At 70.8% G+C, this 20,243-nt stretch carries 24 protein-coding genes and 1 pseudogene; 14 read left to right on the top strand and 11 right to left on the bottom strand.

The features are described 5' to 3' along the window. Positions 1-54: 54 nt before the first annotated feature. From BM333_RS04780 to BM333_RS04760, 5 genes are all read right to left on the bottom strand, one after another. Positions 55-258, bottom strand: coding sequence for a YMGG-like glycine zipper-containing protein (locus BM333_RS04780; protein WP_092307916.1), 204 nt, complete (start codon positions 256-258; stop codon positions 55-57). Between the two features lie 44 nt (positions 259-302). Next, positions 303-956, bottom strand: a complete 654-nt coding sequence (locus tag BM333_RS04775; RefSeq protein WP_092307914.1) for a YoaK family protein — start codon at positions 954-956, stop codon at positions 303-305. A gap of 88 nt (positions 957-1,044) precedes the next feature. Then, entirely contained in the window at positions 1,045-1,464 is a 420-nt protein-coding gene (gene ndk, locus BM333_RS04770; protein ID WP_092307912.1) for a nucleoside-diphosphate kinase, read from the bottom strand. Positions 1,465-1,539: 75 nt separating this feature from the next. After that, positions 1,540-1,959 (bottom strand): type II toxin-antitoxin system VapC family toxin, encoded by a 420-nt coding sequence (locus BM333_RS04765; protein ID WP_092307909.1) that lies wholly within the window; start codon positions 1,957-1,959, stop codon positions 1,540-1,542. After that, the gene (locus BM333_RS04760; protein WP_092307906.1) at positions 1,959-2,249 is read right to left on the bottom strand and encodes a type II toxin-antitoxin system Phd/YefM family antitoxin; all 291 of its coding nucleotides are present in this window, start codon (positions 2,247-2,249) and stop codon (positions 1,959-1,961) included. Before BM333_RS04760 ends, BM333_RS04765 begins: the two co-directional genes overlap by 1 nt. Before the next feature lie 45 nt (positions 2,250-2,294). On the opposite strand from BM333_RS04760, the gene BM333_RS04755 reads away from it, so the two are divergent. The 10 genes and pseudogenes from BM333_RS04755 to BM333_RS04710 all read left to right on the top strand — a co-directional run bounded on the left by BM333_RS04755 (position 2,295) and on the right by BM333_RS04710 (position 11,818). After that, positions 2,295-4,211, top strand: a complete 1,917-nt coding sequence (locus BM333_RS04755) for an ABC-F family ATP-binding cassette domain-containing protein (RefSeq protein WP_092307904.1) — start codon at positions 2,295-2,297, stop codon at positions 4,209-4,211. 385 nt (positions 4,212-4,596) lie between these two features. Further along, a complete protein-coding gene (mutL, locus tag BM333_RS04750) occupies positions 4,597-6,486 on the top strand; it encodes a DNA mismatch repair endonuclease MutL (protein ID WP_092307901.1) in 1,890 nt (629 codons plus the stop codon). A gap of 107 nt (positions 6,487-6,593) precedes the next feature. Continuing rightward, positions 6,594-8,252, top strand: coding sequence for an AIPR family protein (locus BM333_RS04745; protein WP_177221803.1), 1,659 nt, complete (start codon positions 6,594-6,596; stop codon positions 8,250-8,252). After that, positions 8,253-8,399 (top strand): annotated as a pseudogene (locus tag BM333_RS04740) (arsenate reductase/protein-tyrosine-phosphatase family protein); the annotation flags it as partial. Between the two features lie 41 nt (positions 8,400-8,440). Continuing rightward, complete coding sequence (locus BM333_RS04735; RefSeq protein WP_092307896.1) at positions 8,441-8,716, top strand: type II toxin-antitoxin system prevent-host-death family antitoxin; 276 nt, start codon at positions 8,441-8,443, stop codon at positions 8,714-8,716. A 4-nt stretch (positions 8,717-8,720) separates the two neighbouring features. Further along, entirely contained in the window at positions 8,721-9,155 is a 435-nt protein-coding gene (locus tag BM333_RS04730) for a hypothetical protein (protein ID WP_092307894.1), read from the top strand. A gap of 8 nt (positions 9,156-9,163) precedes the next feature. Then, complete coding sequence (locus BM333_RS04725) at positions 9,164-9,634, top strand: low molecular weight protein-tyrosine-phosphatase (RefSeq protein ID WP_092307892.1); 471 nt, start codon at positions 9,164-9,166, stop codon at positions 9,632-9,634. 212 nt (positions 9,635-9,846) lie between these two features. After that, positions 9,847-10,743, top strand: a complete 897-nt coding sequence (locus BM333_RS04720; RefSeq protein WP_092307890.1) for a hypothetical protein — start codon at positions 9,847-9,849, stop codon at positions 10,741-10,743. A gap of 11 nt (positions 10,744-10,754) precedes the next feature. After that, a complete protein-coding gene (locus BM333_RS04715; protein WP_218151418.1) occupies positions 10,755-11,258 on the top strand; it encodes an RNA polymerase sigma factor in 504 nt (167 codons plus the stop codon). Further along, positions 11,255-11,818 carry a hypothetical protein gene (locus BM333_RS04710; protein WP_092307886.1) on the top strand — a complete coding sequence of 188 codons (564 nt, stop codon included), beginning with the start codon at positions 11,255-11,257 and terminating at the stop codon, positions 11,816-11,818. Before BM333_RS04715 ends, BM333_RS04710 begins: the two co-directional genes overlap by 4 nt. Before the next feature lies 1 nt (position 11,819). Here the strand turns inward: BM333_RS04710 and BM333_RS04705 are convergent, their stop codons facing one another. Both BM333_RS04705 and rsmD read right to left on the bottom strand, forming a co-directional pair. After that, a complete protein-coding gene (locus BM333_RS04705; RefSeq protein WP_092307884.1) occupies positions 11,820-12,860 on the bottom strand; it encodes a Kelch repeat-containing protein in 1,041 nt (346 codons plus the stop codon). Positions 12,861-12,902: 42 nt separating this feature from the next. Beyond that, positions 12,903-13,475, bottom strand: coding sequence for a 16S rRNA (guanine(966)-N(2))-methyltransferase RsmD (gene rsmD, locus BM333_RS04700; protein WP_092307882.1), 573 nt, complete (start codon positions 13,473-13,475; stop codon positions 12,903-12,905). A 46-nt stretch (positions 13,476-13,521) separates the two neighbouring features. Here rsmD and BM333_RS04695 point away from each other — a divergent pair, with 46 nt between their 5' ends. Beyond that, positions 13,522-14,466, top strand: coding sequence for a CPBP family intramembrane glutamic endopeptidase (locus BM333_RS04695; RefSeq protein ID WP_177221802.1), 945 nt, complete (start codon positions 13,522-13,524; stop codon positions 14,464-14,466). On the opposite strand, the gene BM333_RS04690 is transcribed toward BM333_RS04695, so the two are convergent. Continuing rightward, positions 14,446-15,828 (bottom strand): pseudouridine synthase, encoded by a 1,383-nt coding sequence (locus BM333_RS04690; RefSeq protein WP_092307878.1) that lies wholly within the window; start codon positions 15,826-15,828, stop codon positions 14,446-14,448. The genes BM333_RS04695 and BM333_RS04690 overlap by 21 nt on opposite strands. Between BM333_RS04690 and tadA the strand changes: the two genes are divergently transcribed. After that, entirely contained in the window at positions 15,817-16,302 is a 486-nt protein-coding gene (gene tadA, locus BM333_RS04685) for a tRNA adenosine(34) deaminase TadA (protein ID WP_245777148.1), read from the top strand. The two genes, BM333_RS04690 and tadA, sit on opposite strands and share 12 nt — an antisense overlap. A gap of 30 nt (positions 16,303-16,332) precedes the next feature. Next, positions 16,333-16,737 (top strand): MliC family protein, encoded by a 405-nt coding sequence (locus BM333_RS04680; RefSeq protein ID WP_092307874.1) that lies wholly within the window; start codon positions 16,333-16,335, stop codon positions 16,735-16,737. A 241-nt stretch (positions 16,738-16,978) separates the two neighbouring features. On the opposite strand, the gene BM333_RS04675 is transcribed toward BM333_RS04680, so the two are convergent. The 3 genes from BM333_RS04675 to BM333_RS04665 are packed head-to-tail and all read right to left on the bottom strand — an operon-like array spanning position 16,979 to position 19,238. Next, positions 16,979-17,566: a GNAT family N-acetyltransferase gene (locus tag BM333_RS04675; RefSeq protein WP_092308518.1), complete on the bottom strand. Its 588-nt coding sequence runs from the start codon at positions 17,564-17,566 to the stop codon at positions 16,979-16,981. A 5-nt stretch (positions 17,567-17,571) separates the two neighbouring features. Then, complete coding sequence (gene aroB / locus BM333_RS04670) at positions 17,572-18,678, bottom strand: 3-dehydroquinate synthase (protein WP_092307872.1); 1,107 nt, start codon at positions 18,676-18,678, stop codon at positions 17,572-17,574. Then, a complete protein-coding gene (locus BM333_RS04665) occupies positions 18,675-19,238 on the bottom strand; it encodes a shikimate kinase (protein WP_092307870.1) in 564 nt (187 codons plus the stop codon). Before BM333_RS04665 ends, aroB begins: the two co-directional genes overlap by 4 nt. 51 nt (positions 19,239-19,289) lie before the next feature. On the opposite strand from BM333_RS04665, the gene BM333_RS04660 reads away from it, so the two are divergent. Next, positions 19,290-20,189 carry a tyrosine recombinase gene (locus BM333_RS04660; protein ID WP_092307868.1) on the top strand — a complete coding sequence of 300 codons (900 nt, stop codon included), beginning with the start codon at positions 19,290-19,292 and terminating at the stop codon, positions 20,187-20,189. Positions 20,190-20,243 lie beyond the last annotated feature (54 nt).

Below are 20,243 nucleotides of genomic sequence, written 5' to 3'. Positions count from 1 at the left end.
CGAAACGGCCCCGGCGATCGCTCGCCGGGGCCGCTTTCGTTCCGGGCCGCAGCCTTACTTGTCGGGCCGGGTGGCCGCGCCGGCGACCGCGCCGATGGCGGCGCCCGCGACGGTCGAGCCGGTATCGCCGCCGATGGCCTGACCGGCGACCGCGCCGGCTACGGCGCCGGTCGCGGCCCGCTGTTCCATGGTCGAGCCGCAGGCGGCGAGAAGCGACAGCGCGGCGGTCGCGGCGGAGAGCTTGAGCAGGGTCTTCATCGAAATTCCTCCGGGGAGATGAGGGTCCGGCAGATAACGTCGCGCTAGCCGGCCCGTTCCGCCCGCGCCTCCGCCCTGCGCACCGCGACGGTCAGGACGACCACCACCCCCGCCGCGAACCACAGCGCCAGCACCCCCCAGCGCAGGAAGCTGACCGCGCCCAGCGCCCCGCCCGCGGCGAGGCCCGCCCACAGCAGCAGGAAGGGAACCCAGTCCCACCTCGGCCCGCCGCACAGGGCGGTGGCGATCCGCTGTCCCATCCGCGCCAGCGTGCCCGTCATGTAGGTCAGGCCGACTCCGACGTCGCCCTGGCGCTGGAACACGGCGTTCTCCACGCCCATGGCCAGCACCACCGCGACCATGCCGGCGGCGGTCCAGCCCGCGGTGCACAGTCCCGCCGCCGTCAGCAGCAGCGCGGCCTCGACCGCCAGCACCGGCGATCGTCGCCCCTCTCCGGCCCGTCGCGCCACGAGGGCGCCGGCGACCACCCCCAGCACGAACAGGCCGATGATGCCCGCCGCGGTCGCCGCCTGGTCCCACCGGCCCAGCGCCGCGCCGACGCCGAAGCGGGTCAGGTTGCCGCTCATGAAGGAGACGAAGAAGCCCCCCAGGGTCATGAAGCCGACGGCGTCGACGAACCCCGCCAGCGCCGACAGGCTTGCCGCCAGCAGAACGCCCCTTCGTCCGTATTCGCGCATCCGACTCGCCTTTTCAGACAGCCTGACACGACAACGGCCGGATCGTCACCGACCCGGCCGCGTCAATGTTCCGGCGATCTGAGGCCGATCAGCCGACGATCTGGTCGTCCGTGAAGAACTGCTCGATCTCGATCTTGGCGTTCTCGAGCGAGTCCGAACCGTGCACGGAGTTCTCGCCGATCGACAGGGCGAACGACTTGCGGATGGTGCCTTCGGCGGCCTGCTCCGGGTTGGTCGCGCCCATGACTTCCCGGTACCTGGCCACGGCGTTGTCGCCTTCCAGCACCTGCACGACCACCGGCTCGGCGGTCATCTGGGCCACCAGCTCGCCGTAGAACGGACGCTCGGCGTGGACGGCGTAAAACTTCTTCGCCTGCTCTTCCGACAGCTTGACGCGGCGCTGGGCCACGATGCGCAGGCCGGCGTCCTCGATCACGGCGTTGATCTTGCCGGTCAGGTTGCGACGGGTCGCGTCCGGCTTGATGATCGAGAAGGTGCGTTCGGTCATGGGAGTGACTTCTGTTTGGGAGATTGAAGGTCGCGGGCTTATAGACGCGCCCTCCCCGCATTCCAAGGCGTCGCCTCAGCAGGCGATGGCCTGTACGTGGCCGGCGGCGGCGTAGTCGAGAATCCGCCTGTCGCGGGTCACGATGGGGGCCTCCAGTTCGCGGGCGGTGGCGATCAGGAGCCGGTCGGCCGGGTCGCCGTGCAGAGGCTCCGGCAGCATGGCCGCGTCCAGCGCCGCCCGCGCGCCGAGCGGCAGCACCGTCGCTTCGAACCGGTCCACGAACATCTGGAACCAGTCGCCGGCGCTCGGCTCGAACCGGACCCGGCGGCGCGGGCCGAGGCGGGACAGAGTCCCGATCTCCCACGCGGACACGGCCGAGACGACAAGGTCTCCGGGGCGGGCGGCTTCCAGCACCCGGCCGATCTCCGGGCCACGCACCAGTCCCTCCGTCAGGAAAACGATCGCGCACGTGTCGAGGAGGACCCGTCCGGCCATCAGCGGTGCAGCACGCCCTGTTCGGCGTCGAGCCGCTCGGTCATGACCGGCGAGGTCCAGTCGAAACCGGCCGGAGCCTCGACCATGCCCTTCATGCTCCCGACCAGACTGGCGGCGTTGTAGTCCTCGACCGGGTCCGGCCGGAGGACCACCGCGGTCGCCTTGCCGCGCTTGGTGACGGTGACCTTGCGGATCGCGCGCCGCTGCAGCTGATCGAACAGCTCCAGGCACTTGGCCTTGAACTCGGTGGCCGTTATGACGACCTCTCCCGTCACATGGTCATGTGTCATGACTGGTCATATTGAAATGACCAGTTCGAAAGTCAACGCCCGCGTATGCTCCAGATATCCAACCTGACCTTCAACGCCTGGGGCCGCCAGTTCCTCGACGACGCCTCGGTCAGCCTGCCGCCGGGCGCCAAGGTCGGCCTCGTCGGCCGCAACGGCATCGGCAAGTCGACCCTGTTCAAGATCATCCTCGGCGAACTGGCCGCCAACGGCGACGAGGTCTCCCTGCCCAAGACCGCCCGCATCGGCTCGGTCGACCAGGAGCACCCGGCCACCCCGGTCAGCGTGCTGGACACCATCCTCGAGGCCGACGTCGAGCGCCACGACCTGCTCACCCGGCTGGAGACCGCCGAGCCCGAGGAGATGGGCGAGATCTGGGGCCGGCTGATCGAGATCGACGCCGACAGCGCCCCCTCGCGCGCCGCCGAGATTCTCGCCGGCCTCGGCTTCAGCCCTGACGACATGCACCGGCCGATGTCCCATTTTTCCGGCGGCTGGCGCATGCGCGTCGCCCTGGCCGCAGCCCTGTTCGCCCAGCCCGACATGCTGCTGCTCGACGAGCCGACCAACTACCTCGACCTCGAAGGCGCCCTCTGGCTCGAGGCGCGGCTGAAGAAATACCCGGCCACGGCCCTGATCATCTCGCACGATCGCGAGATGCTGAACGAGGTCTGCACCCACATCCTCCACCTCGCGAACCGCAAGCTGGAGCTCTACACCGGCAACTACGACGCCTTCGAGAAGATGCGCGCCGAGAAGCTGCGCCTGCTCTCCGCCACCCGGGCCAAGCAGGAGGCCGAGCGGGCCCATCTGCAGGCCTTCGTCGACCGCTTCAAGGCCAAGGCCTCCAAGGCCGCCCAGGCCCAGTCGCGGGTCAAGAAGCTGCAGAAGATGCAGACCGTCGAGCTGCCGCCCGAGGAGCGCGTCGCCCCCTTCACCCTGCCCTCGCCGCCGCGACCCCTGCCGCCGCCGCTGATCCGGCTGGAGAAGGCCTCGGTCGGCTACGAGCCGGGCAAGCCGATCCTGCGCAATCTCAACCTGCGCATGGACCTCGACGACCGCATCGGCCTGCTCGGCGTCAACGGCGCGGGCAAGTCGACCTTCGCCAAACTGATCGCCAAGGCCCTGACCATCGACGCCGGCGAGTTCCATCGCGACGGCAAGATGCGGGTCGGCTGGTTCCACCAGCACCAGATCGAGGCCATGGACCCGACCGACACCCCGCTGGAGATCATCCGCCGGGCCATGCCGGACGCCTCGGAGTCCAGCCGGCGCAGCCGCCTGGCCCAGTTCGGCCTGCCGTTCGAGAAGCAGGAGACCAAGGTCGCCGCCCTCTCCGGCGGCGAGCGCGCCCGCCTGCTGCTCAACCTCGTGGCCATGGACGCGCCGCACGTCCTGATCCTCGACGAGCCGACCAACCACCTCGACATCGACAGCCGCCGCGCCCTGCTCGACGCGCTCAACGAATACACCGGCGCCGTCATCCTCATCACCCACGACCGCTCGCTGATGGAGCTGGTCGCCGACCGCCTGTGGCTGGCCGCCGACGGCACGGTGAAGCCCTTCGAGGGCGACATGGACGACTATGCGAAATTCGTCCTCGACCGGGCGAAGCAGGCCGGCATGAAACCGTCCCAGGTCAGGAACGAGCCCGAGCCGGCCCCGGCCAAGGCGGACACGCCCGCCCCTCAGGCAGCGAGCGCCCGCGGCGCGAGCCATAGGGGCCAGAAAAAAGGCCCCTCCCCGTCCACCCTGCGCCACGCCGCGAAGAAGGCCGAGGAGCGCATGGCGGCGCTGACCGCCGACCTCGCCCGCCTCGACGACGACCTCGCCAACGCGGCCGTCAACGACCCGAAGAAGCTCGAGGGCCTGACCCGCGCCCGCGCCCGCGCCCAGGCCGACCTCGACGCCGCCGAACAGGCATGGATGGAGGCGGAGGAAGCTCTGGCCGAAGCGACGGCCTGACCCGTCTCCTCCCCGTCGCGCAGCGGTGGGGAGGGGGACCATCCGAAGCCCGCAGGGCGCAGGATGGTGGAGGGGTGAAGACCACACTCCGCCTTCGCCTTCCGCGCAGGCTTCAGGCGGAGCTGGTTCATCACGAAGGACACAAAGGGGGCACGAAGAACGCGAAGGGAGCGAGTGCGCGGCTCGCCTTCGCGGGCCGCAGGTCCGCATTCGTTGATTGCGGGCCGTTGGCCCGCCGGCGCCGGTCCAGACCGGGTTCCTTCGTGTCCTTTGTGATTCCTTCGTGTCCTTCGTGATGAACCCGCCACGCCGGCCGCACTCGCCGGCCCCGCGGCCCATCCTCACCCTTCTTCCCGCCTCTCGCCCGCGCCATACTCCGACTCGCATGCCCATCCGCCGCCTCCCCCCCGAAACCGTCAACCGCATCGCCGCCGGCGAGGTGGTCGAGCGGCCGGCCAGCGCGGTCAAGGAGCTGGTCGAGAACGCGCTGGACGCCGGCGCCCGCCGGGTGGAGGTCCAGGCCGACGGCGGCGGCCTGACCCGGCTGCTCATCGCCGACGACGGCTGCGGCATGGCCCCGGACCAGCTGGCCTTGGCGGTCGAGCGCCACGCCACCTCCAAGCTCGAGCCCGACGACGCCGGCGACGTCGACCTGCTGCGCATCTTCACCCTCGGCTTCCGCGGCGAGGCCCTGCCCTCGATCGGCTCGGTCGCCCGGCTGACCATCACCTCCCGCCCCCGCGAGGGCGGCGACGCCCACAGCATCACCGTCGAGGGCGGCGACCACCGCCCCGTCGCCCCCGCCGCCTTCCCCGGCCCGCACGGCGCCCGGGTCGAGGTGCGCGACCTGTTCTACGCCACCCCCGCCCGGCTCAAATTCATGAAGTCCGAGCGGGCCGAGGCCATGGCCATCTCCGAGGAGATCAAACGCCAGGCCATGGCCCACGAGGGCGTCGCCTTCAGCCTCGACCTCGACGGCCGCAACGTCCTGCGCCTGCCCGCCGAACACCCCGGCGACGAGGGCCGGCTCAAGCGCCTCGCCGCCCTGCTCGGCCGCGACTTCGAGGCCAACGCCCTGCTCATCGACCAGGCCCGCGACGGCGTCCGCCTGTCGGGCTACGCCGGCCTGCCGACCTATTCGCGCGGCAACGCCGCCCACCAGTACCTGTTCGTCAACGGCCGCCCGGTGAAGGACCGCCTGCTGCAGGGCGCCCTGCGCGGGGCCTACGCCGACTTCCTCGCCCGCGACCGCCACCCGGCCGCCGTCCTCTTCCTCGAGCTCGATCCGCTCTACGTCGACGTCAACGTCCACCCGGCCAAGGCCGAGGTGCGCTTCCGCGATCCCCAGCTGGTGCGCGGCCTGATCGTCGGGGCATTGCGGCACGCCCTCGCCGCCGCGGGCCACCGCGCCTCCACAACGGTCGCCGCAGACGCGCTGGCCGGGTTCACGGCGCATGAGGGTGTGGCCCCTCAGGGTTTAGGGCATAGGGCTTGGGGCTTAGGGCAAGGCGCAGCGAACGCCCAAGGCTACAGCAGGTGGGACGCTTGGACCCAACCCGCCACCGCGACCGCCCAGATAATCCCCGGCCTCAATGACCGCAGCGCGCGCGTCGAACCCGCCCCGGACGCCCCCTACGCCCTAAGCCCTAAGCCCTACGACCCGGACGCCGCCGCGCCAGCGGCGGCGGACATAGACCTCCCCCTCGGCGCCGCCCGCGCCCAGCTGCACGGCACCTACATCGTCGCCCAGACCCGCGACGGCCTCGTGGTGGTCGACCAGCACGCCGCCCACGAGCGCCTCGTCTACGAGCGGATGAAGGCCCAGATGGCCGAGGGCGCCGTGACCCGCCAGGCCCTGCTGGCCCCCGAGGTGGTCGAGCTCGACCCCGCCGAGGCCGAACGCGTCGCCGCCCGCGCCGAGGAGCTGGCCGAGCTCGGCCTCGTCGTCGAACCCTTCGGCGCCGGCGCCGTCCTCGTCCGCGAGACCCCGGCCCTGCTCGGCTCGACCGACGTCCAGGGCCTGATCCGCGACATCGCCGACGACCTCGCCGAACACGGCGCCGCCCTCTCCCTCAAGGAGCGCCTGGCCGAGGTCTGCGGCACCATGGCCTGCCACGGTTCGGTGCGAGCCGGGCGGGTGTTGTCCGCGCCGGAGATGAACGCCCTGCTCAGGCAGATGGAGGCGACGCCGCACTCAGGGCAATGCAACCACGGGCGGCCGACGTACGTGGAGCTGAAGCTGGCGGATCTGGAGCGGTTGTTCGGGCGGCGCTAGACGATTTGTAGAGGCCGTCGCCGATCACCCTGCCTGACATGGATCACGTGCCGGTGCGGACCATGCCAGGCAGTATTGTAAGAACAAGCCTAACTAAGGGGGATGAGATGCAATCCGACGATCTTATCTACAGCAACCTGATGAAAATCATTTCTCCTCTGCTCGTGAAGGGCAAGGGTGAATCAGTCACATTCTTAAACTGGTTTTTAGAGAACATATACCGTCTCGACTCGGTGGCTGCAGATGACGCGATCTGCGACTCGCAGAACGACAAAGGCATCGATGCCATTTACGTCGACAACAACAACGAGGAAATTCATTTCTTTCAGTGCAAAGTACGACAAAAGGCTAACGGCACTGTCGGTGATGTTAATCCTAAAACATTTGTTGCTTCAGTCGGACAGTTCGACAGCAAGGAAAAGATTGACGCTATACTGGCAGGCAACGCCAATCAGGGCCTTAAAAATCTTCTATCGCGTTTGGAGATATCCGACCTTGTTGGGAAAGGTTACAGGCCCGTCGCCGTCTATGTCACAAACGAAAAGCACGACGATGATTCCATCTCATACGAGAAGGTTGAGACGCGGCTCATTATTTATGATCGCGATCGGATCGCGGAGAACTTTATCGATGCCGATCAGGGCGTAGGAGTTCAGGGCACGTTTGAGTTTGACCTTAGCTACGTCGACCCTCTGACCATGGTGATTGGGTCTGCAACGGACGGAGCTGAAGTGTTCGTCTTTCCCGCCCGCGCCCTAGAATTGGTGGCGCTCGGCGGAATTGCGGACACAAGCCTGTTCACCAAGAATGTGCGTTACAGCTTGGGCAACACGCCGGTGAACAAGTCCATAAAGAAGTCAATCGAGCGGAAGCCGGATCATAAGCACTTCCCATTGTTTCATAATGGCGTGATCCTTCTTTGCGAGTCCGCTACAGTTGCCGATGGCAAGCTTAAGATATCGAACTATTCGGTTGTGAATGGAGCTCAAAGCATCACGACCTTTCACGGTTCAAAGTCGAAGCTAACTGACGACCTGAGAATATTGGTAAGAGTTATTGCTCTCAAAGATGATGAGCTCGCTAGAAAGATTACTGAGTACAGCAATAACCAGAATGCCATTAAGCCAAGAGATTTACGTTCTGGCCACACCCTTATGACACGACTCCAAGAGGAGATGTCGAAGTTCTCCGACACATATTTCTTCGAGATAAAGAGAGGCGAAGTCGCTCCTAAGGACCGCATCGTCATCTCGAATGAAGAGTCCGGTCGGGCTCTATTGGCGATAGATCTGCTGGAGCCATGGTCATGCCATCAGGTATACAAGATATTCGACGATAAGTACGCCGAGATATTCGGCAGGAAAGAAGTCGATGCTGCTCGGGTTATTCATGTCATCCGACTGATGCGTCTTATCGAGAAGAAGATCGATGGCATTGAGGTGAAGCCATTAGCTCACTACGCCCTAACTCGATATTTTCTCGCTTCCGTGTTGTCCCGGATTTTGCGGCTCAGCGAGAGCTCCCACGCTGCCATGAGGAACCCATCATCGCTCACCGGTCCGGAGGCCGATGCGTTCTACAAGAAGTGCGAGGCCATCGTTGGAAGCCTTGTCATAGACCTCAACTACGAAGTTAAAGCGAAGGGACCAACCTTCGACTACAAGGCGGAGCTCAAGAGCCCGAAGCAGGTCGAGGAGCTAACGGACCTCCTTCTGAAGTCGTACGAAAAGGATGTCGCTCGTGGAAAGGCAGAGAGCTTCTCCTAGGTGCCGCCCTCCATCCTCTTCGTCTGCCTCGGCAACATCTGTCGCTCGCCCCTCGCCGAGGGCGCCCTGCGGGCCGAGGCGGCGCGCCGTGACCTCGACCTCCACATCGACTCCGCCGGCACGGGGAACTGGCGCGCTGGCGCACCCCACCCCTTGCCAATCCCCCTATATTAGCTAATATCCCCATCATGTCCGCCCCCGATCCCACTGCCCCGGTCTCCGCCACCGAGTTCCAGACCCGCGCCGGGCTCTATATCGAGCGGTCGGCCAAGGCCCCGGTGTTCATCACCAAACACCGCCGCGTGGCGCGCGTACTGATCGACATCGCGGAGTACGAGCGGCTCAAGGCCCGTGACACGCGCGAGGCGCATCGCACCGAGGCCCTGCCCGACGCCTGGGCCGAGGCCCTGTCGGAGGCGGACTACGGCCCCGCCGACCCGGCGCTCGAAGCCCTGACCGACTGACCGCGTGGACCGGCCCGCGCCGCAGGTCGGGCTGGTGATCCGCTATGACTTCCTGTGGTCGCACGAGCGCGCCCGGGGCTACGCCGCCGGGGCCAAGGAACGCCCCTGCGTGGTCGTCGCCGCCGTCACGCGCGGCCCGGCCGGCGAGACCCATGTCCTGCTCGCCCCGATCACCCATGCCGCGCCCCGCCCCGGCGCCGCGGCCCTCGCCATCCCGCCACGCGTCGCCCGCCACCTCGGGCTGGACGACGAACGCGGCTACATCGTCGCTGACGAGGCCAACACCGTCTCGTGGAACGATCCGGGCATCGTCCCGGCCATGCCCGGAGAGCGCTGGGCCTACGGCCGCCTGCCCAAGGGCCTGTACGAAGCGCTCCGCTCGGCCATGCTGGACCTCGTCCGGCAGGGCCGCCTCACGCCCGCTGACCGAGAAGCCTGACCCGCCCCATGCCCTCCATCCTCTTCGTCTGCCTCGGCAACATCTGTCGCTCGCCCCTCGCCGAGGGCGCGCTGCGGGCCGAGGCGGCGCGGCTGAAGCTCGACCTCCACATCGACTCCGCCGGCACGGGGAACTGGCACGCCGGCGAGCCGCCGGACGCGCGGGCGATCGCCGTGGCGGCCCGGTACGGCGTCGACATCTCGGGCCTGCGGGCGCGGCAGGTGCGGCGCGCCGACTTCCGCCGCTTCACCCATGTGATCGCCCTCGACCACGACAACCTCGCCGACCTGCGCCGCCTCGCCCCGGCCGACGCGCTCGCCGACCTCAGCCTGCTGCTCGACCACGTCCCCGGCCGCGAGGGCCAGGCCGTGGCCGACCCGTGGTTCGGCGACGCCGCCGGCTTCGACGCCACCTGGGCCGAGGTCACCGCGGCGGCGCGGGCGCTGGCGGCCTCCCTCTCCCGTTGGGAGAGGGCTTGAGGCTCGCAGAGCGAAGCGATGCGCCAGCCGAAAGGGTGAGGGTCGCCTGTCGCCGTCGGCGTCAGCCGCCGCAGCGGCCCCGTGGCGACTTCGCCGCCGGTCCCGGCCGACCCTCATCCGGCGCTGCGCGCCACCTTCTCCCACAGGGAGAAGGAAAACATTCCGCCCCCTACGACCGCTTCTGACGCACCCCGCCCCCATACTCCCCGTCCATGACCACGCCCTATCGCATCCGCGACGCCGAGGTCTGGGCCCGGGCGCGCGACGACTATCTGGCCGGCATGGACGCCGAGAGCGTCTGCCGCCGCCACGACCTCGGCCTGTCGGCCTTCCGCCGCCGGGCCCGCAAGTTCGGCTGGCGACGCCTCGACCAGCCGGACGCCGCCGCCGGGGTCATGGCCCTGGCCATCTATCGGGATGTCGACGCCGACGAGCAGATCGACGTCGCCTACCGACGCTTCATCCAGGCTCTGGACGAGGGCCGGGCGCTGGAGGCCGTCCGCTGGCGGCGGCTGTGGCGCCAGCTGTGCGAGGACCGCGCCGCCGTCGGCGCCGAGATCGTCAAGCGGGGCACGACCGAGCAGATCTGCGCCCACTTCCTCGACCCGTACAGGGCGCGGGACGGCGAGGACGAGCGCCTGGGCGAGGCCCTGCGCCGCATTCCGCCGGCCCCGCCCGAAAATGTGCACGATGTGCACCCGAATTTTTCCGGAGTGCACATTTCGCCCCCGCCCGCCTCAGCCCCGGCCGGTGATCCGCCGCCAGATGCGCTTGCGGGCCTCGAACACCGACACGCCCAGGGCCGCGGCGGCGATCCAGAACAGCGCCTCGCTCGAGACGGCGGCGACCACGGCGAGGATCAGCCGCGTCTCGCGCCCGACGCCGAGGCCCAGGCCGACGAACAGGCTGATCCAGCCGCACACGGCGACCACGGCGACCAGCCCGGCGAGGGTCCACAGGAACCTGCGGCTCCGGCGCATGCCAGTCCCGGCGGGGGTTTCGGTCTCGACGGTCATCGGGCTCTCCCTCGAAAATCGCTGTCGGACTTGAAAGTCCACGCCTCCGCGCGAGTCTTTCATCGCGTCGGCAAGATCACCCGCCGACCATGAGGGGGACGGGCTTGAACAGGGACGCGGCCTTCGAGGCGCTGGCGGCCGAGCACGGCCCGATGCTGCGCCGCATCGCCGGCAGCTACGAGGCCGACCCCGAGCGGCGCCGCGAGCTGGAGCAGGAGATCCTGCTGGCGGTGTGGAAGGCCCTGCCCCGCTTCCGCGGCGAGGCGCCGGTGAAGGCCTTCCTCGCCCGCGTCGCCCACAACCGCGCCGTCACCCACGTGGCCCGCGAGGCCGCCGCGCCGCGCCGCGCCCCGCTGGACGAGGCCCTGCCCTCCGCCGACCCGTCGCCGCACGACCGGCTGGAGGCCGACGACCTGCGCGAACGCCTCGCCGCCGCCGTGCGCGCCCTGCCCCTGTCGCTGCGTCAGCCGGCCAGCCTGACGCTGGAGGGCTTCAGCCCGGCCGAGATCGCCGGGATGTTGGGCCTCAACGCCAACGCCGTCTCCATCCGCCTGACCCGCGCCCGCGCCGAGCTGCGCGCGCTGATGAACCCGGAGGCCTCGCGATGACCCGCCCCCCGCAGACCGGCGACGACTGGGACGCTCTCGCCGAGGTGTGGACCGCGCCGCAGCCCGGGCCGGCCGTCGATCCCGGCCTCGCCCGCGCGGTCCGCCGCCGCGCCCGGCTCGGCCGCCTCAACTTCCTGGCCGAGGCCCTGGGCTCGATCGCGGCCGGCCTGATCGGCGTCTGGGCCGCGCTGCGCAACGGCGAGCCGGGCGTGGCCGTCGCCGTCGTCCTGTTCGCCGGCTTCGCCCTGGCCATGACCCTGTGGGCCCGCCGGGGCCTGCCGCCCGAGGCCGCCGACACCCCCGCCGCGGCCCTGCGGGCCGCCGCCGGCCAGGCCCGCTCCGGCCTGCGCTGGGCCCGCGCCGGCCAGGCGGTCGGCGTCGCCGCCCTGCTGTTCGTGGCGGCGGTTGCCATCAGCCAGGGGGTCGCCGTCGACGACCCGGTGATCGTCTTCGCCCTCGTCTTCGTCCTCGCCGCCGTCGCCCTGCAGGAACGCCACGCCCGCCGCTGCCGCGTCCGCCTGCGGCGGCACGAGACGGCCCTGTCCGAACTGGAGGTGTAGCCTACAGCCGCAGCGCCTCGACCACGCCCGTGGCCCGGCCGCCGGAGACCACGGCCCCGCCGGCCAAGGCGTAGACCACCCCGTCCACCGCCGCCGCCGCCAGCCCGTGCCGCGGCGTCGGCATGTCCGGCCCGGCCGTCCAGCGGTCCGCGGACGGGTCGTAGATCCAGGTCTCGGGGAACACCCCGCCGCCGCCCCCCGCACCCGCCCCTTGCGCGAACCACTCGCCGCCGAAGGCGACCAGCCGCCCCCCCGCCGCCGCCATGGCCAGGCCGCCGCCGACCTGCTGACCCGTGGCCGGCGAGGCCGGGATCGGCGCCAGGGTGTCCCACCGGTCGGCGACCGGGTCGTAGCGGTCCAGCCGTCCCGTGCCGCCGCCGTTCACCGTGCGCCCGCCGGCGATCCACAGGGCCCCGTCCAGCACCGCCCCGGCGGCGCTGTTACGGGCCATCGGACAGGGCGCCGCCGTCTCCCAGCGGCCCGCGGCGGGGTCGAAGATCCGGTGCGTCGCCACGTCGACCTGGTCGTTCCACTGGCCGTTGGCGGTCCCCGGCGACCGGCCCGTGGCCAGGTGGATGCGCCCGCCCAGTTCGGCCCCGACGGTCTCGGCCAGCGGCTCCGGCAGCCGCCCCGCCTCGACCCAGCGCCCGCCGTCCAGGGCCCAGACCTCGGTCATCGAGGTCCACTCGCCGGCGTCGGAGCGGCCGTAGCCGCCCAGGGCGAACACCCGGCCCGCCGCGTCGGCCACGATCATCGGATGGTGCCTTGGGGCCGGCAGCCGCGGGCCCTCGCTCCAGCGGTCGGCGGCCGGGTCATAGACGCCGGTGCGGTCCTCGATCTCCGTCACGCCCCCGGCCCGGCGCAAGCCGCCGGCGACGACGATCCGCCCGCCCGAGACGGCGCAGTAGACCTCCTGCATGGCCCACGGCAGCGTCGAGCGGGCCGACCAGCTGGCGGCCGGCGTCTGCGCGCAGGCGGCGAACGGAACCGCCGCCGAGGCTCCGGCGGCGGCGAGGAAGGCGCGGCGATCGAGCTGGGTCATGCCCTCAGCCTGCCCCGGAACCGCCGCCTGCGCCAGACCGCTTCAGGCCGGCGCCGCCGCCCTCAGGAACAGCACCCGCGCCGCCCCGTAGTCGCGCGCGTCCAGCCGCTCGTAGCCCGGCGTCTCGATCTCCGGCTCGTCCGAGCCGCGTTCGAACACCACGATCGCGCCCGGCTTCAGCCAGGTCCCCTCCAGCAGCCGCGCCAGGGTCTGCTCGCCCAGTCCCTTGCCGTAGGGCGGATCGAGGAAGGCCAGGTCGAAGGCCTCGCCGGCCGAGCCCGGGCGCACGCCCAGATCGGTCGCGCTGCGCCGGTGCACCCGCGTCCGCCCCATCAGGCCCCAGGCGTCGGCGTTCTCGCGGATCGCCCCGCGCGCCGCGTCGTCGGTCTCGACGAACAGGGCGAAGGCCGCGCCCCGGCTGATCGCCTCGAAGCCCAGCGCCCCCGAGCCGGCGTACAGGTCCAGCACGCGCGCCCCGTCCAGCGGCTCGGCCCACGACGCATGCTCCAGCACGTTGAACACGGCCTGCCGCGCCCGGTCCGAGGTCGGGCGGGTGCCCTGCCCCTCCGGCGCGACGATGCTCCGCCCCTTCAGGCTTCCGGCGACGATTCTCATGACCTGCCTCTGGACCGGAACCGGGGACGAATGCAACGCTCGGTTCATGCAGCGCTTGGTTTCGCCCGCTTTCGTCGCCGCGCACGCCGCCGCCGCCCGCTCCAGCCTGACCGCGACCATGGGCGGAGAGCAGCCGTGGCGGCAGTTGGCGCGCTTCCTCCTCTTCGGAACCCTGCTGCTGGCGATCACCTTCCTGATCCTGGGGGTCGGCTTCGCGGCCTTCCCCGGACTGGCGGATCGGATTCCGGAAGGAACCCTTCCAGACGGACCATTGAGGCTCGCCGAAGAAGGAACCTTCGCCCTCGTGCTCGGCCTCCTGCTCGCCGGTCCGGCTGTCGCCATCGCGGGGGCGGCCGCCCTGGCCTGGCGTCAGCCGCTCTCAGCCTTCCTTTGGCCGCGCCGGCGCTTCGACGTGACGCAGTTCGGCGTCGGCGTTCTGGTGATGGCCGGCGTCGGCGTCATCACCGTGCCGCTCCATCTGCTGATGGGCAGCGAGTGGAACCCTCCGATCCTCGACCCGCACTACGCCGGGCCGACGCGGCTGACCTATGTGCTGGCGATCACCGCCGGTCTGCTTGCCGCGGCGGCTGCGGAAGAGGTCGTGTTTCGCGGCGTGCTGTTGCGGCTGACCGGTCTGATCACCCGGGCGCCGATCGCCCTGTGCGTCGTGAACGGCCTGCTGTTCTCGGCCATCCATCTCGATCCCGATCCGGTCGCTTTCGTCGCCCGGGCCGTCTCGGGCGGCGTCTGGACCTGGGCGGCGTTGAGACTCGGCGGGCTCGAGTTCGCCATCGGGGCGCACCTTGCCAGCAACCTGTTCATCGGCCTGTTCTGGGCCCCGCTGTCGGAAGCCGCCCTCAGCCAGGACTCGGCGTGGATCGACCTCGCCCCGGAGGGCCTCGTCGCCCTGATCACGATCGTCTTCATCGAACGCCTGGCCAATCGCGCCGGAAGCGCGAGGCCCGATCTGTCACCGCGGCCCGCGCCCTGATCCGCCCGGCCTGGCAGGGGGTCTGCCGGGGCCGGACCGCGCCGCCCCGCCCTTGCCGCCTGGCCGGGCGCCGTAGCCGGCCTTGCCGCCGCCGCCGCCCTTGCGCGGGCCGCCGGCGCCGCGCGGCGTGTCGATGAACTGGTCCTCGCGCGGCTTGAAGGCCCGCTTGGGCCGCTCGGCCCGCTCGCCTGCCGCCGCCTCCGGCCGCGCCCGTGGCTTGAAGCCCTTCTTCGGGTGCTCGAACTTCGGCCTGGCCTTGGCCCAGCCCTCCCCCTTCGGCGCCCGGCGACCGGTGTCGCCGCCTTCAGAGGCCGCGGCCTCGGCGGCGCGCACCCGGCTCGGCTTGCGCGACGGGTCGGACATGGCCGAGCCCGAGCGGCCCTTGACGATCGGCGCCGAGGTGCGGCGTCCCGGGATCGGCGCCGGCGTCTCCACCGTGTTGCCGGTCGGCAGGTTCTCCGGGCGGATGTACTGGCCCAGCATCTCGCGGATCACCCGCGGCCCGACCTCCTCCACCATTCCCACCGGCAGCGTGCCCAGCTGGAACGGGCCGTAGGCGAGGCGGATCAGCCGGTTCACGGTCAGGCCGAGGTGCTCCAGCACCTTCCGGACCTCGCGGTTCTTGCCCTCGGTGATCGAGACGCTGATCCACAGGTTGGCCGACGCCTTCTCGCCCTCCGCGGTCGGCTTCGCCTTGTCCAGCGTCGCCTCGACCGGGCCGTAGCGCACGCCGTCGACGGTCACCCCGTCCTTCAGCGTGTCCAGCTGCGCCTGGGTCACCCGGCCGCGCGCTCGGGCCCGGTACTGGCGCACCAGCTCGGTCGCCGGCAGCTCCAGCGCCCGGCTCAGCTCGCCGTCGTTGGTCAGGAGCAGCAGCCCCTCGGTGTTTAGGTCCAGCCGCCCGACCGAGATCACCCGCGGCAGGCTGCTGGGCAGGGCGTCGAACACCGTCGGCCGGCCCTGCGGGTCGCCGTGCGAGGTCACCAGGCCGGACGGCTTGTGATAGCGCCACACCCGCGTCGCCTGGGCCGCGCCGATCGCCTTGCCGTCGACCGTGATGACGTCGTCGCGCGTGACCAGCGTCGCCGGCGTGTCGAGGATCTTGCCGTTGACCGCCACCTTGCCCAGGCCGATCAGCCGCTCGACCTCGCGCCGCGAGGCTATGCCGGCCCGGGCCATCGCCTTGGCTATGCGCTCGGTGCGCTTCGGCTCGGCCGGGACGGCGGCGGGTTTCCCGCCGGGCTTGCCGCCCTTCGGCGGGCCTTTCGCGCCGTCCTTGGCGAAGGGTTTGCGGGGCCCGGGCTTGCGGTCGTCTTGACGCGGGCGGGGCTTCTTGTCGTTGTCGTTCGGATGGCGGACCATGATGAGCGGTTCATGCGCATGGCGCTGGACCAAGCGCAAGCGGCGGCGAACGAGGGCGAGACGCCCGTCGGCTGCGTGATCGTCGACGAGAGCGACGGAACCGTCGTCGCCACGGGCCGCAACCACCCCATCGGTGCCCACGATCCGACGGCCCACGCCGAGATCGCCGCCCTGCGCGCCGCCGCGGCGAAGCTGGGCAACTACCGGCTCACCGGCCTGACCCTCTATGTGACGCTGGAGCCCTGCGCCATGTGCGCGGGGGCGATCAGCCACGCCCGCATCGGACGCGTGGTCTGGGGCGCCGACGACGCCAAGGGCGGGGCGGTCGCGCACGGGCCCCGCTTCTTCGAACAGCCGACCTGCCACTGGCGCCCGGCGGCGGAGGGGGGCGTCCTGGCGCCCGAGGCAGCGACCTTGCTGCGCGACTTCTTCCGCGCCCGGCGCAAAGGAACGGCCCCCGCCACGGCGCGTTGATCGGCCGGTTCCAACGGCAAGGCTTGTTTCATGCGCGCGTTCCTCGTCTGCGTCCTTGGCCTTGGCGTCCTGACCGGATGCGGTCCGACACCCGACGAGGCGCCGACCGACGGCGACGCCGTGCGCGAACGCGCCGAACAGGCGCAGACGGCGCGACGCCGCACCGGCGCGGAGATCCAGAGCCGGGTGATGAATCGCGTCATCCGCACCGTCTATCTCTGCAACAACAGCGAGCGCCTGTCGGTCGACTTCGACAATCCGCGACAGATGGCGACCGTGCGCGACTCCAGCGGCAAGGCGGTCGACCTGTACCAGGAGCGCGCCGCCGACGGCATCTGGTACCGGGCCTCGGGCTACGAACTCCGCGGCGTCGGCGCGATGGCCACCTGGACCGCCGATGGGCGGGAGCCTACGGAATGCCGCGCCGTGGACTGAGACGTCTGGCGAGGAATATTCCCCCCCCTCTTGCACAACGCTGTTCGGCGCCCACCTCTCCGCGTGGTCTTTGGCATCGTGAACCCGCGACATCCGGATTTCCGATGATCTGGCGCGTCCCCCTACCCTCGGTTTACGCCTTGCACCTCAGTCTCCGCTGCTTGTGCGCTGAGGGTTGGCAGGGTTGGCAGGTTTGGCGCCCCGAATTCGTGCCACGCCCCCTCTTTTTACCCGGATCAAACTAGATGTAACTGACCAGCCGCGCCTCGAGCCGCGCGCGCACCTCAGGCCAGTCCTCGTCGAGAATGGCGAACTGGGCCGTATCCCGGATCCGACCGGTCCAGGTGATCTTGTGCTTGCGCAGCACCCCCTCGTCCCGGGCGCCCAGCTTGCGGATCGCCGCCTGGCTGCCGGGATTGATCGCGTCGGTGATGATCTCGACCCGCACCGCTCCGGCGTCGAAAGCGTGGCCCAGCAGAAGCCGCTTGCACGCCGGGTTCACCGGCCCGCCGCGCGCCTCCGGCCGGTAGAAGGTCGAGCCGATCTCGCACCGGCGATAGTCGGGCTTTATCTCGTACAGGCTGGTCGTGCCGACGACCCGCCCGCTCGCCTTCTCCCGCACCGCCCACGGTATTCGGCTCACGCTCGCCATCGCCGCCATCGCCGACGCCCACCAGCCGTCGAAATGCGGACCCCAGGCGGCACCGACCATGATCTCCCAGGCCTCCGGGTCGCAATCCAGCGCCGCGCGCACCTCCTCGCGCAGGGCTTCCGAGAAGGGCTCCAGCCGCACGAAGCGGTCCTCCAGCACCGCCGCGCTCAGCGCCATCCGGGTCATGCCGCCCCCTCCGCGCGCAGGAAGCCGCCGACCGTCTTCCGGTCGACGCCCTTCTGGACGAAGGCCTCGCCGATCCCCCGCGCCAGCACGAGGGTCAGCCGGCCTCCCTCGGCCTTCTTGTCGCCCGCCATCCGCTTCAGCAGGGCGTCGGCGTCGAACGAACCGACCTGGTCGAGCGAGGTGGGCAACCCCGCAGCGGCGACCGCCCCGACGACCCGCTCGGCGTCGCCGGTCGGACAGAAACCCTCCGCGGCCGAGTACCGGAAGGCCAACACGCATCCGAGAGCCACCGCCTCGCCGTGGGTCAGCCGGGTCTCGTCGAAGTCCAGTTCGGCCTCCAGGGCGTGGCCGAAGGTGTGGCCGAGGTTGAGCAGGGCGCGCCGCCCGGCCTCCTTCTCGTCCTCGCCGACGATGGCGCTCTTGATCTGCACCGACCGCACCACCGCGCGCTCCAGCGCCGCAGGGTCTCCCGACGCCCCGGCGGCGCCCTCCCCGGCCAGCCAGTCGAAGAAGGCTGCGTCGCAGATCAGCCCGTGCTTCAGCACCTCCGCCCAGCCGGAGCGCACCTGCCGTTCGGGCAGGGTCGACAGCAGGTCGATGTCGGCGACCACCAGCCGCGGCTGGTGGAAGGCCCCGACGAGGTTCTTGCCCCGCGGCGTGTCGATCGCCGTCTTGCCCCCGACGGAGGAGTCGACCTGCGCCAGCAGGGTGGTGGGGACCTGGACGAAGTCGATGCCGCGCATGTAGAGCGCCGCCGCGAGCCCGGCGAGGTCCCCGACCACGCCGCCGCCGAGCGCGATCACCAGATCGGTTCGGTCGAGGCCGAAGGCGGCCAGCCGGTCGAGCACCCGCTCCAGTTCGGCGAAAGACTTCGAGCCCTCCCCCGGCGGAACCGTCAGCAGCCGCGCCCGCAGGCCCGCCGCCTCCAGCGCCGACAGCGCCGAGGGCCCGTGGAGCGCCGCCACGGTCTCGTCGGTGACCACCGCCGCCCGTCCGCGCGCCAGCGGCGCGATCCGGCTGCCGAGCGAGGCCAGCAGGCCACGACCGACGATCACCTCATACGGCTGGAAGCCCGCGCCGGAGACAGGGATTGGGATGCTCACGGGCGGCTCTCCAGGACTCCATGCGCCTCGAGCGCCCGCATGATGGCTTCCACCGCCTCGGCGTGTGCGCCGCCGGTGACGTCGACCACCAGGTCGGCCCCTGCGTAGACGGGGTAACGCGCCTCCGCCAGCTGGCCCAGCGCCTCCAGCGGATCCCGTCCGCGCAGCAGCGGCCGGGTGTCCCGTCGCTGCACCCGCTGGGCGACGATCGACAGGTCGGCCCGCATCCAGACGGTCACCGCCCGCGCCTTCATAAGCGCCCGGGTTTCCGGGTTCAGCATGGCCCCGCCGCCGGTGGCGACCACCTTGCGCGGCCCTTCCAGCAGCCGGCGCATCACCCGCGCCTCGCCGGCCCGGAACTCGCTCTCCCCGTAGCGCGCGAAGATATCGGACACCGTCATGGCCGCAGCGGCCTCGATCTCGACGTCGCCGTCCGCGAACGGAAGGCCCAGCCGCCGCGCCAGCCGGCGTCCGACCGTCGTTTTGCCCACCCCCATCAGCCCGACCAGGGCTATGGTGCGCTCCTGGACGGGAATCGGTTCGAGGTCGTTCGCAGGCATGGCTCCGCCACCCTCTACACGAAGCCGCGCGTCGGCAAAGCGCGCCGCGTGATGAGCACGCCCCAGATCGAGGCCTTTCTCGAGATGATGGCGGTCGAACGCGCCGCCTCGCCGCACACCCTCGCCGCCTACGGCCGTGACCTGGCGGATGCGGAGGCGGGCGTAGTCGGCGGCCTGATGTCGGCGGATGAACAAGCCGTCGAGGCCTGGTACGCCGGCCTCGGCGCGCGCGGACTGTCGCCTGCCACCCAGGCCCGCCGACGGGCCGCCGTCCGCCAGTTCTATCGCTTCGCCCTCGGCGAGGGCTGGCGGGCCGACGACCCGTCCCGCCGGCTCGACGCCCCGAAGCAGGGCCGCGCCCTGCCGAAATCCCTGTCGCGCGACGAGATCGAGCGCCTGCTCGTCGCTGCGGCCGCCCGCGACGGCGCCGCTGGCCTGCGGCTTGTCGCCCTCGTCGAGCTCGCCTACGCCTCGGGCCTGAGAGTGTCCGAACTGCTGGCCCTCAAGGTCGAGGCGGTGCGACGGGACCCGGCCTATCTGATCGTGCGTGGCAAGGGCGGCAAGGAGCGGCTGGCCCCGCTGAACGCCTCGGCGCGCGAGGCGACGAGGGCCTGGCTCACCGCCCGCGACGCCACGCGCAAGCCCGAGACGCCGGACGGCCCCTGGCTGTTCCCCTCTCCCGCCGGCCGCAACCATCTGACGCCGCGCCGCTTCGCCCAGTTGCTCGACCAGGCGGCGATCGACGCCGGGATCGATCCCGCCCGCGTCAGCCCGCACGTGCTGCGCCACGCCTTCGCCACCCACCTGCTGGAGGGCGGCGCGGACCTGCGCGTCGTGCAGACCCTGCTGGGTCATGCCGACATCGGCACCACCCAAATCTACACCCATGTGGCGGTCGACCGGCTGACGCAGACGGTGCGCGACAAGCATCCGCTCGCCCGCGACGGCTGAACCGCCGCTTGCCCCCCGGCGTTGACCTGACTAGGTTCCGCCGCCTTCCGATGC

The sequence above is a fragment of the Brevundimonas viscosa genome (assembly GCF_900116065.1).
Classification (GTDB): Bacteria; Pseudomonadota; Alphaproteobacteria; order Caulobacterales; family Caulobacteraceae; genus Brevundimonas; species Brevundimonas viscosa.
The sequence above is the reverse complement of the archived record's forward strand: the minus strand, read 5'-3'. Positions and strand labels throughout refer to the sequence as shown.